The organism is Maricaulis sp. (assembly GCF_030149235.1).
Classification (GTDB): Bacteria; Pseudomonadota; Alphaproteobacteria; order Caulobacterales; family Maricaulaceae; genus Maricaulis.
Window position 1 is genome coordinate 16028 of sequence record NZ_JASBRW010000018.1, and the last position, 11706, is coordinate 27733.

The following is an 11706-nucleotide window of genomic DNA, read 5'->3' on the forward strand; positions in this document are numbered from 1 at the left end:
GTCACGCCTATTCGGCGGGTTTGGGGTCTGCTCCTGGCGCGCTGATCCCGCGCGCCGCGTCACTGCCCCTGAGCATGATGAAGATGATCAGTGCAGCCATGGGCAAGGCATACGTGGCCGTCACCAGGAAGAAGTTCACATAGCCGATCGCGTCGGCCATCAGTCCGGAGAAGCCGGCGATGAACTTGCAGATCAGCGCATAGAGCGAAGACAGCACGGCATATTGCGTGGCCGCGTTCAGCGGATCGGTCAGGGACGACAGGTAGGCGATAAAGGCTGTGCCGACGAAGCCCGCCGCGACATTGTCGGCACTGATCACCAGCGTCAGCAAGCCGACGCTCTCAGCTGTTCCCGTCGCCGCAAGGAAAGCAAAAGCCGCATTGGTCGCGAACGTGATGATAGCCCCGACCACCATGGCGCTCAGCACGCCGAAACGGTAGGCCACCACGCCCCCGATGAATCCACCGGCAATGGTGGCGATAACGCCGGGGCCACTCTGGATTCCGCCGACAATGGCGCGATCAAAGCCGATGTCCGAATAGAGCGGGCTGGCCATCACGCCCATGGTGAAATCACTCAGACGGTAAAAGGCGACGAGCAGGAAAACCGGTACGATCCAATGCCCCAAGCGATCCCAGAATTGTTTGAACGGCTCGACGATCGCCGTCTGCACCCGCTTGCCGAAAGACTGGCGATCGGGCTCCCGATAGGCGTGTTCCGGCTCCGGCATGAGCATGACCAGCAGGGCGCATGCGCCCATCGTGGCAGCCATGACGAGGAAGGACACCGTCCAGTTGGTCCACTCCGAAATGGCGAGACCAAAGCCTGAGAACATGATCGCACCGCGATACCCCAGCACATAGGCGGCGGCCATGTTCGCCTGCTCTTCGCGCGGCGCCGATTCAATCCGCCAGGCGTCTATGGAAATATCCAGCGTTGCTCCGGCATAGGAGAGGATAAAGGCGCCGATGGCGGTAAGGATCAGCCCCTGCGAAGGGTCGGTAAAGGCGATCAGGCTGAGACCGGCCACAGTGCCGAGGATCGCCACCATCATCCAGGCGCGTCGCTTGCCCAGCCAGCCATCCAGAAACGGTATCGGGGTCCGGTCGACGACCGGGGCCCAGAGCGGTTTGAGCGTGTAGGACAGGGTGACCCAGTAGAAGAACCCGATCGTCGTGCGCTCGATACCCGCATCACGCAGCCAGAAACTCAGCTTCGAGAAGACCATCATGAGCGGCAGCCCCGAGGCAAAGCCCAGGATCAGCATCGCGATCATGATCGGTTTGCCGTAGGCGGCGACCGTTTGCTGCCAAGTCTTGTGCTGCGACGCGGTCACGTCCGACATAATAGCCACTCCAGATGACGGGATTTATCCCAAACTGGACCGTTTTTTCTGCCCGCACAAGCGGTTGAGGGTGGCGGCGAGGATTAAAGGCTCGACAGGTTTGGTCAGGAAATCATCCATTCCCGCCTCAAGGCAGATCTGCCGATCCTCTTCGCTTGAATTGGCGGTCAGGGCGATCAGCGGCACGTCGCTGCCTTGCAGACGCAGCATGCGCGCGAGCTCCGGGCCGTCCATGCCGGGCATGCGCTGATCAAGCAGGGCGGCATCGAGCGGACCGGCCTCGAAGGCTTTCAAGGCGGCAACCCCGGTGTCGGCGGTGCGGACAACGGCTCCGAGCTTTTCCAGCGTCCGGCGCGCGATGAGCGCGTTGACCGGGTCATCCTCGGCAACAAGAACGGTTAGTCCGTCGAGGCGAGGCGGCTCATCCGGCCGGTCGGCGGCTTCGGCCTCATAGTCGACCTGCGGATGGCCGCAGATCTGGGCGACCAGGGTGGAGCGCCGGACCGGCTTGACCAGCCACCCGTCAACACCCTCAGGCCGGGCTTCAAGGAAGGCGTCCTTCTCGGGCGGTGTCATGATCAACCAGCAATGCGCCGCCTTCGCGGTCTTGGCCTGATCAGCCCAGCTGTTGTCCAGCAGCAATTCGCGACCGGATGCGGCGGCGATCCGGTCTGGCCGGTCGATCGCCACCACGTCGGCACCGAGAGCAGCGAGCTGGTCGGCCAGCGCCGTGCGCAAGACGGGATTGGGTGCGGCAACGGCAATTTCACGACCGGCGAGCGGCTGCTCGTTGGACAGGCTTTCGACCGGCAGCTCGAACAGCACCCAGAACCTGGCGCCCTCGCCGAGCCGGCTTTCCACGCCCATGGAGGATTGCATCGTTTCGACAAGGCGGCGGACCATGGCGAGGCCAAGTCCGGCCCCGGCTTCCTTGCCGTCCCGTTCGGCCGCTCCGCGTTCGAAATGCTCGAACAACGAGGCCTGGTCAACTTCGGAAATACCCGGACCGGTGTCGCAAACCGCCAGAGACAGGCGCGGACGTCCGTCAGCGTCCGGTGAGTTACCAATCTCTACCCGGATTCCACCGCTATCGGTGAACTTCACCGCATTGCCGATCAGGTTGAACAGGATCTGCTTGAGGCGCGCCTTGTCCCCGGTGACCTGCAGCGGCGCGTCGGCGCTGTAGACCACACACAGTTCCAGTCCCTTGTCCTGAGCCCGTGTCGCCAGCGGCTCGACCGTCTCGGCCAGAAGCGCCGCAAGGTCGACGCTTTCCGGACGCAGATTGAGCTTGCCGGCCTCAAGGCGGGACAGATCGAGAATATCATCGATCATCGCCAGCGCGTGTTCGGCCGAGGCTGCCAGGGTGCAGACATAATCAGCCTGATCCGGACGCAACGGCGTGGCCTTGAGCAAGCGCGCGACGCCCATGGCTCCCGCCAGCGGCGTGCGCAGCTCATGGGTCACGGCAGCGAAGAACAGCGATTTGGCGCGTTGGGACGCCTCAAGGCTGTCATGGCTTTCACGCCTCGAGGTAATATCCCGACCGACCGCTATGACGCCCCGGTCATGGGGTAAAAGGCGCTCGTCCCACTCAATCCAGAGCGGCCCCTTCTGGGTACGCATGAGCATTTCATAGCGCCTGGAGCCATCCGTGCCAGCCGGCGGCGCGACCGAGAACCAGCGTCCCACCCAATCATTGAGCGTGCCACCAAAGGCTCGGATAAAAGCCTGGTTGACGTGTGCGACCCGTCCCGTCGGCCCCCGAATGAGCATGAGTTCGCCGGCCGCATCCAATGCAGTCAGGAGAAAAGAGGCCAGCATATCCTCTCCGCGCGCGGGCGCGAGCGGAGAGGCCGGGTCTGGTATGTCCGGCGGACGACGCGTCATATCGTATTCCCGGTTACGCTGTGCCGGTTAACGATCCGTCGTCAAAAGGCAAATTATCCCCGCGCGGCGGCCGGTGCAGGCGCTCCGATGGCTCCATTATCCGATGCCATGGCCAAACCCCGGCGGCAGGCGAGAGCCTCGGCGATATGAACCCGGCGCACAGCGTCACACCCTTCCAGATCAGCAATGGTGCGGGCGACCCGGAGCACCCGGTGATAACTGCGTGCGGTCAGCCCGTTCTGGGTTGCCGCTGTATTGAGCAGAACCTCCCCGCTCCGGTCCGGCATGGCCGCGTGCTCGAGATGATCGGCGCGCAAATGCGCATTGAGGGCCCCGCGCCCGGCTTGAACGTCTCGACTGGCCGCCACCCGGGCGGCGGCCTCGACACTGCCCTCAACCGGGGCGGGCAGGCCCAGGTCCGCCGGCGTGACCGGCGGAACAGCGATCTGCAGGTCAATCCGGTCCAGCATGGGCCCGGAAATACGGGCCTGGTAATCGATGGCGCAGCGTGGACCACGGCGGCAGGACACGCCATCCAGCCCACCATTGCCGCAGCGGCACGGATTCATGGCCGCGACCAGCTGGAAGCGGGCTGGGTAGGACACATGGGCATTGGCCCGGGCCACGGTGACCGATCCGGTTTCCATTGGCTGGCGCAGGCTATCGAGAACCTGGGGGTGGAATTCCGGCAATTCATCCAGGAATAGGACGCCCCGATGCGCCAGCGAGGCTTCGCCCGGCCGGGCCCGGGCCCCGCCCCCCACCATGGCGGCCATGGATGCCGAGTGATGCGGCGCACGAAAGGGGCGGTGCCGCGTCAGGGCGCCCCGCTCAAGCAGACCCGCAACGGAGTGGATCATCGAAACATCGAGCAGTTCATCCGCCGACAGCGGCGACAACAGCCCCGGCAGGCGCTCAGCCAGCATGGACTTGCCTGACCCGGGCGGGCCGACCATCAGAATATTGTGTCCGCCTGCGGCGGCGATTTCGAGGGCGCGTTTCGCGGTTTCCTGACCCTTGACTTGTTTCAGGTCGACATCGGTGCGTGCCTCGGTCAGCGTACCGGGAACCGGTCGCGCGAGCACCTGGGTACCCTTGAAATGATTGATCAACTGGATCAGGGAGCCCGGCGCCAGAATGGCCAGCTCGCCGCCAGCCCAGGCCGCTTCGGGACCGCAGGCATCCGGACAGATGAGGCCCAGATCCGCGGCATTGGCGGCGACGGCCGCCGGAAGTGCACCCGGGACAGGCCGGATTGTGGCATCTGCCCCCAGCTCTCCAAATGCCAGATAATCCGCGCCAGCCTCCCGAGGCAGGATATTGAGCTCAACGAGGATCGCCAGAGCGATCGGTAGGTCGAAATGCGACCCCTCCTTGGGCCGGTCTGCCGGAGCCAGGTTCACGATCAAGCGCTTGGACGGCATAGAGAGGCCAAGCGCCGCGAAGGCTGCCCGGACCCGCTCCCGGCTTTCCGCAACTGCCTTGTCGCCGAGACCGACAATGGAGAAAACCGGCTGCGCCCCCGCCGCAAGCTGAACTTGTACTTCGACAAGCTTGGCCTCAGCACCCTCGAATGCCACTGCAGCGGTACGTGACGCCATGCTTTTTCCTCCTGCACCGGCCCGCTTCAGCGCGGGTTGATCACGGTCCGTTTCCAGACGCATTGTGGGCTGAACGCAGGATCGCTTGCGCTAAATTCTTGTCGTTATTATATTTTCCACATAGCTCAAACATAATGCGTACATAACCAGAACAAACCTGGCACACATGACACTACACGTCAAGCGTGTGGCCTATTAATCCGGGAGTTTTCTCTGGACGGCGTCCCAGAACCGGGCGCAGGTATCAATGCCGGAGAAGCGCTTGAGCTCCTGTACGCCAGTCGGGGATGTGACATTGATTTCAGTCAGTAAACCGCCGATCACATCAATACCGACAAGCATGAGGCCGCGCGCTTTCAGCATCGGGCCAATTGCCCGGCAGATACGCAGGTCCGCTTCATCCAGGTCAGAGGCCTCGGCGACGCCGCCAACATGCATGTTGGACCGGGTTTCACCCTTTTGCGGCACCCGGTTGATGGCCCCAACCGGCTCGCCATCGATCAGCAGGACCCGCTTGTCCCCGGCACTCACCGCCGGAAGGAAGGCCTGGACGACAACCGGCTCGCGGGTCTGGGCAAAGAACATTTCCAACAGGGAATTGAGATTGCTGTCCCCGGGCTTGAGCCGGAACACGCCGGCTCCGCCATTGCCGTAGAGCGGCTTGACGATGATGTCCTCATACTGGGCGCGGAAGGCCTTGATCCGCTCGGGGTCCCGGCTGATCAGGGTTGGCGGGACCAGTTCGGGGAAATCGAGCGGCACGATCTTTTCCGGGCTCGAGCGGACCCAGGCTGGGTCATTGAGCACCAGGGTCTTTCCGGCCAACCCTTCCAGCATATGAGCCGCCGTGATGTAGGCCATGTCGAAGGGCGGGTCCTGGCGCATCAGGACGACATCGGCATCTTCGGCTAGGTCGAGATCCATCTCATCGCCCAGCTCTGCATGCTCACCTTGAACATGCTTGACGCGGACCGGCCGGGCCCGCGCCACAATACGCCCTTCCAGCCAAGCCAGCTGGTCGGGATGGTAGACAAAGAGCTCGAAGCCGCGCGCCTGTGCTTCTTCCATCAGGGCGAACGTCGTATCCGCGTCGACATCGACAGTTTCGATCGGGTCCATCTGGACCGCTATGCGCAGGCTCATCGTGTTGTCTTCCGGGCGCCAAGAAGTTGCGGCCCGGAGTTAATGTCGTCCTCGGGCAGTTCAAGAGCCGGCACCGGCTCGCCGCCGCAGGCCGCCGCGCGGCGCTCGCCCCGTGCCGGGAGATTGCTGGGCACTCCGGCAACCCGGACCAAGCTCACCACTTCGGTTACACCGTCGACAAGTGAGGCGTGTGCCGTGGCCCGCTCCAGCTCACCACGCGAGCGGGCCAGGCCCAACAGGAAAACCCGACCGTTGAAGGCCTCGACATTGAAATTGACACTGCGAATGGAGCGGTCGGTCAAAAGCCGCGCCCGGATACGCTGGGAAATCAGAAGATCGCGCGTGCCATCGCCAAACCCGGTATCGTCGCCGATGATCAGCTCGTTGGTGACCGAGCGGACCGCGACCGACGACCAGGCGAGGCATTCCGCCATTTGGCTATCATCCTCGCGCGGGACGTGACCGGTCAGAAGCGCGACGCCCTCGGCCACTTCCACATCGACCCCGTCCAGCGCATAGCCCTCGGCCCGCAGCATAGCCGACTTGATCGACCAGGAGGCGTTATTGTCGTCCAGCTCACGCCCGAGCGACCGTTCCTCCTGAACCGTTGAGCACGCACTCAGTGCAAGTGCGCACAGGCAGGCGATAAGGAAACCAGAAGGGCGGTGAAACATGACAGATCGAGCTCCGTTCGGCAGCGAATCAGAACGCTACACCACACCAGCCGCGCTGACACCTGAGGATAATGTCAGACCGTCAAAGCAGATCCCGAGCACGGTCATCGGGTAGCCAGGCGGCGCGTTCATGGCGCGGCCAACGCCAGGGCGCGACCAGAAACAGATCATAGCGCATGAAGTGATCGCTGAAGCGGGGATTTCGCGCCAGCCAGAGTGATGCGGCCCGTTCGATCCGACTCCGCTGACGGAAACTCAAGGAAGAGCGGGCCTGCTCGATATCCGGGCGCGCTTTGACCTCGACAAAAGCGAGATACTCGCCGCGCCGGGCAATGAGATCGATTTCACCGGCAGCGGTGACGGCGCGATAGCCGAGGAGCTGGTAGCCTTTCATTATCAGCCAGAGCTGGGCCAGCCGCTCTGCCCAGCGGCCAAAGGCCTCGGCCGACTGCCGCGAACGGCTCAACCGGCCCGGCCCTGCGCCGTATCCGCCTTGAGCGCCAGCGCCCGGGCATAGACATCGCGGCGCGGACGCCCCGCCTTGGCCGCGATATCGGCCGCGGCATCCTTGACCCGTTGCGTTTGCAACGCAGCGCGCAGGGCCTCATCGATACGGGCATCGTCCCACAGGTCCGGCGCGGCGGGAGCGACCACAATAACCACCTCGCCCTTGGGCGCGCCCGCCTCGGCATAATGCGCCGCCAGTTCAGCCAGTCCGCCGCGGCGCGCCTCCTCATGCAGCTTGGTCAGCTCACGGCAAACCGCAGCCGGTCGGTCACCGAAGACCTCGGCCATACTATTCAGTGCGGCCGGCAAACGTGACGCGCCTTCGTAGAAGACAAGGCTGCCCGGCGAGTCCATGAAACGGGCGAGCCAGACCTCACGGGCCGCCGTTTTCGGCGGCGGAAACCCGGCAAAGGTGAAACAGTCGGTCGGCAGACCGGCAATGCACAGCGCGGCAAGCGCTGCCGATGCTCCCGGGATGGCGACAACCTCGTGACCGGCAGCGATCACCTCCCGGACCAGCTTGTAGCCCGGATCGGAGACGAGAGGCGTACCGGCATCGGACACTAAAGCCACGACTTCACCGGCCTCGAGCGCGTCGAGCACCAGAGGGCGGACGCGCTCGCCGTTGTGGTCATGATAGGGCTGCAGCATAGCTGAGACACCGTGCGCATCGAGCAAGCGCTTGGTGACGCGGGTGTCTTCGGCCAGGACACGGTCTGCGTTGGCAAGCACATCAAGGGCCCGCAAAGTGATATCGCGCAGATTGCCGATCGGCGTAGCGACTAGATAAAGGCCGGGGTCAAGCGCTTGTACCTTGGCCGTAGTCCGGCTAGCTTCGGGCTGGAATTCTCGGGATGATCCGGTCATGAAATCTGATGTAGCACCGCGTCGGCGTTCTCGCACGCAAAGCCTTCTGCACACGCTCCGCCCGCTGGCCCTGGCCACCACGGCGGGTCTGATTGTTAGCGCCTGCGCGACCACGGCTCCACCGCCATCGCCCATGCCGGCACCCGAGCCGGTCATTGCCGCACCGGTGGAACCAGATCCGGAACCGGTCGAGGTTGTTGAAGAGGCTTACGGGCTGATTCCGCCACACATGCAGGATCGTGACCTTGCCCGTGTCGCCGTGCTGCTGCCCTTCTCCGCGGAGAATGCCGGTGCCCGCGCCGAGGCCCTGCGTCTGCTGCGCGCGGCAGAGCTGGCCCTGTTCGAACGCGCTGGCGGCAATCTCGTGCTGATCCCAAAGGATACCGGCGGCAATGCCGACGGCGCCCGCCAGGCTGCGCTCGCCGCGGTTGAGGACGGGGCTGACCTGATCATCGGGCCCCTCTTTGCCCCGGCTGTAACGGCGGCTGGCGATGTCGCCCGCCGCGCCGACGTTCCTGTGATTGCCTTCTCGACCGATACGACAACGGCCGGTGATGGCGTCTATCTGCTCAGCTTCCCGCCGGAAATCGAGGTCGAGCGGATCGTCGAATACGCCGCGCGCCAGGGTGTGTGGCGCTATGCCTATCTCGGCTCGCAGAACCGCTATGGTATGGCGGTCTATAATGCGCTGCAGGACACGGCGGCGGTAACCGCTGGCGAAGTCACGGCAGAGGCGTTCTACACTGGTGATGTCGAAGCGATGGCCCGCGCTTCCTCGCGCCTCGCCGAGGGCGCCTTCCCGGAGCTGACGCCCGACCAGGCCCGCGAATTGCGCCGTCGCCAGTGGATCCCCGACCCGGAAGCGGCTTTCCAGGCCGTGATCCTGCCGGAAGGCGGGACCCGGCTGCGCGCCCTTGGGCCGCTGCTGATCTCGCAACAGGTCGACCCGCTGGTTGTGCGCTTCCTGGGCACCGGTCTATGGAATGATGAAGACCTGCTGCGCGAGCCGGCCCTGCATGGCGGCTGGTTCGCCGGTCCCGACCTGCAGATGCGTGAGCGTTTTGACACCGCCTATGAAGCCGCCTTCGGCAGCGAGCCATCCCGGATTGCCAGCCTCGCCTATGACGCCATGGCGTTGGCGGCCCATATGGACGGGGGCGAACTGGGCTTCAGCCGCGAGGCCATTGAAGAAGAGCAAGGCTTCCTGGGGGCTGACGGCTTGTTCCGCTTCAACAACGATGGGCTGATTGAACGCGGCCTCGCCATCTACGAAGTCCGCTCGCGCGGTTTCCGTCAGATCGAGCCGGCGCCGCTGGACTTCGAGACACCGTTGTTCGACCCCGAACAGGTCCGCATGATGGCCATGGCCGCAGCGGAAGAGCGCGCTTTGCGCTACGGCATGGATGATGACAACCCGCTCCCGGACTATCTGCCGCTGCCGGAAGGCTGGAACCCGCCTGACGAGATCGAAACCCAGATTAACCTCGGCACCGGCGTTGCCCTGTCCGACACGCCGCTCACCGGTCCGGCGGACCAGGGAGAGCTGATCGATCCGGAAGTGACGGGTCTTGGAACGGTGGGCTTCGATTACAGCCTGTTCCGACGCGAAATGCCGGAAGACTATCCGCGTCCGGGTGACATCGATTGCAGCGATCTGGACGCGGACGAGGAGATTCCGGAGGAATGCCTCGCCGAGCTGGAATTCAACACCCAGCTTCGTCCCGACGGGCGTTAGGGAACCAGCGCCATCGACACCGCGTCACCCAGCACCTGACCCTCACGGGTCAGGCTGACGCGGGCGCCATCACGCTGCAGCAGGCCGGTCGCGATCATGCGCTCGGCCCCCGTCTCATCGATGCCGAGGCCGGTTGCAGCGTGCAAATCGTCCAGGTCGAGTCCCTCAAGCAAGCGCAGGCCCATCAGGATGCGCTCGGCGCGCTCATCCTCAGCCGATAACTGCTCCTCATCGGCCACCCCCCAGCTTCCGGACTTGATGGACTGAGCATATTCACCCGGCCGGCGCGCCGCTTCCGTAGCGATGCGTCCGCCACTACTCGATTGGCCCAGACGCCCGTGCGCTCCGGGACCGACGCCGATCCAGTCGCCGCCCTCCCAATACAGGCGATTATGGCGCGATTGAGCCGCTTTTGATCGCGCATGATTGGAAATCTCATAGCGCTCGAACCCAGCGCTCGAGGCGATCTCGTCCGTCAGCTCGTAGAATTCGGCTGCGTCGTCCGGCTCAAGCGCCAGCGTCTCGCCGCGCTCGGCGCGTTTGCCGAAGGCGGTGTTTTGCTCGATCGTCAGCTGGTAGGGCGAGATATGCCCGACACCGGTCCCCAGAGCGGTCTCCAGTTCGCTGCGCCAGTTCTCCAGCGATTGGCCCTCCCAGGCGTAGATCAGATCCAGCGACACCTGCGGCACGGCTTTCAGCGCCGTATCGACCGCAGCCCGTGCGGCGTCACCGCTATGATCGCGTCCTAGCCGCTCCAGGACATCAGACTGGAAGCTTTGCACCCCAACGGAAAGCCGGTTGATCCCCGCCGCTGCGAAACCGGCAAAACCGGCAAGGTCATTGGGATTGGCCTCCAGTCCCAGTTCGGCCGCAGCGGCAAACCCCCATAAATGCTCTGCCAGATCAATGACGTCCCCCACTGCCTGCTGGGACATGAGCGAGGGTGTGCCACCACCAAAATGTAGGCTCGCCAGCGGCCGGGCGCCGGTGCGCTCGCGCCAATGACGCAGATCTTCGAGAATAGCGGCGAGCAGAAGGTCGTCCGCGCCTTTCGGCCGGTAGACATTGAAATCGCAATAGGGGCATATGCGGGCGCAATACGGCCAGTGGATATAGAGGCCGAGCGCCTGGCTCTTGCTCATGCGTCGAACTCGGCGGCGATCATCTTGGCCAGGGCACGGGCGCGATGGCTCATCGTGCGCTTCTCTTCGGAATTCATCTGGGCAAAGGTCCGCGTCTCGCCCTCAGGCTGGAATACCGGGTCGTAACCAAAGCCGGCATCACCGCGAGGTGGCCAGCTGATCTCGCCCACGACTTCACCGCGATAGGTCTGAACCTCCGCCCCCGGGCGCGCGACGGCGATGACGCAGACAAAGCGGGCCGTCCGGGGCTTGTCGCCAAGCGCGTCATTCACCCGCGCCATGGCGGCCGCGAAGTCCTTTTCCGGCCCGGCCCAGCGGGCGGAGTAGATGCCGGGATCGCCATTCAGCGCATCCACCGACAAGCCGCTATCATCCGCTACGCAGACGAGCCCGGTCGCCCGGCAGGCGGCTTCGGCCTTGAGGGCCGCATTACCCTCGAAAGTCGATTCCGTCTCTTCCGGTTCAGCCAGGTCCAACTCTGCAGCGCTCTTCAAATTGATGTCGCGCGACAGGAGAATTTCCCTCAACTCTTTGATTTTGACTTGGTTATGGCTCGCCAACACCCAAGCCTGTCGATCTGATGACGCCATCATTACCCCAACCTTCATATCGCCTTTCGAAAAATTCATATCGAAAAACGATATTTTTTGCTTGCAAGTCCCCCGGACCTCGTTTATCGATAAACAACAAGGACGGGAGACATCGTCCTGAGACTACGAATGACAACGGTAATTGGTCAGATGCAAGTGAAAGGAAACAGAGAGATGGTCAGGCCCGAAAAATCCAGTACGCGTTCGTTCGC

General features: G+C 63.8%; 10 protein-coding genes. 1 reads left to right on the top strand and 9 read right to left on the bottom strand.

Annotation, left to right across the window (positions count from 1 at the left end):
- Positions 1 to 7: 7 nt before the first annotated feature.
- The 7 genes from Q1V51_RS03220 to rsmI form a co-directional block, all read right to left on the bottom strand.
- Positions 8 to 1345: an MFS transporter gene (locus Q1V51_RS03220; RefSeq protein ID WP_300552774.1), complete on the bottom strand. Its 1338-nt coding sequence runs from the start codon at positions 1343 to 1345 to the stop codon at positions 8 to 10.
- Between the two features lie 24 nt (positions 1346 to 1369).
- Positions 1370 to 3235, bottom strand: a complete 1866-nt coding sequence (locus tag Q1V51_RS03225) for a response regulator (RefSeq protein WP_300552777.1) — start codon at positions 3233 to 3235, stop codon at positions 1370 to 1372.
- A gap of 53 nt (positions 3236 to 3288) precedes the next feature.
- Positions 3289 to 4836: a YifB family Mg chelatase-like AAA ATPase gene (locus Q1V51_RS03230; protein WP_300552780.1), complete on the bottom strand. Its 1548-nt coding sequence runs from the start codon at positions 4834 to 4836 to the stop codon at positions 3289 to 3291.
- Between the two features lie 195 nt (positions 4837 to 5031).
- Entirely contained in the window at positions 5032 to 5979 is a 948-nt protein-coding gene (gshB, locus tag Q1V51_RS03235) for a glutathione synthase (RefSeq protein WP_300552783.1), read from the bottom strand.
- Positions 5976 to 6653 carry a BON domain-containing protein gene (locus tag Q1V51_RS03240; RefSeq protein ID WP_300552785.1) on the bottom strand — a complete coding sequence of 226 codons (678 nt, stop codon included), beginning with the start codon at positions 6651 to 6653 and terminating at the stop codon, positions 5976 to 5978. Before Q1V51_RS03240 ends, gshB begins: the two co-directional genes overlap by 4 nt.
- An 82-nt stretch (positions 6654 to 6735) precedes the next feature.
- Positions 6736 to 7119, bottom strand: coding sequence for a YraN family protein (locus Q1V51_RS03245; protein WP_300552788.1), 384 nt, complete (start codon positions 7117 to 7119; stop codon positions 6736 to 6738).
- Positions 7116 to 8027: a 16S rRNA (cytidine(1402)-2'-O)-methyltransferase gene (gene rsmI / locus Q1V51_RS03250; RefSeq protein ID WP_300552791.1), complete on the bottom strand. Its 912-nt coding sequence runs from the start codon at positions 8025 to 8027 to the stop codon at positions 7116 to 7118. Before rsmI ends, Q1V51_RS03245 begins: the two co-directional genes overlap by 4 nt.
- On the opposite strand from rsmI, the gene Q1V51_RS03255 reads away from it, so the two are divergent.
- Positions 8026 to 9762, top strand: coding sequence for a penicillin-binding protein activator (locus Q1V51_RS03255; protein WP_300552796.1), 1737 nt, complete (start codon positions 8026 to 8028; stop codon positions 9760 to 9762). The genes rsmI and Q1V51_RS03255 overlap by 2 nt on opposite strands.
- Here the strand turns inward: Q1V51_RS03255 and hemW are convergent.
- Together hemW and rdgB are read right to left on the bottom strand one after the other, a co-directional pair.
- Positions 9759 to 10904, bottom strand: a complete 1146-nt coding sequence (hemW, locus tag Q1V51_RS03260; protein WP_300552799.1) for a radical SAM family heme chaperone HemW — start codon at positions 10902 to 10904, stop codon at positions 9759 to 9761. The two genes, Q1V51_RS03255 and hemW, sit on opposite strands and share 4 nt — an antisense overlap.
- The gene (rdgB, locus tag Q1V51_RS03265; RefSeq protein ID WP_366522692.1) at positions 10901 to 11497 is read right to left on the bottom strand and encodes an RdgB/HAM1 family non-canonical purine NTP pyrophosphatase; all 597 of its coding nucleotides are present in this window, start codon (positions 11495 to 11497) and stop codon (positions 10901 to 10903) included. The genes hemW and rdgB overlap by 4 nt, the downstream gene beginning before the upstream one ends.
- Between the last annotated feature and the right edge of the window lie 209 nt (positions 11498 to 11706).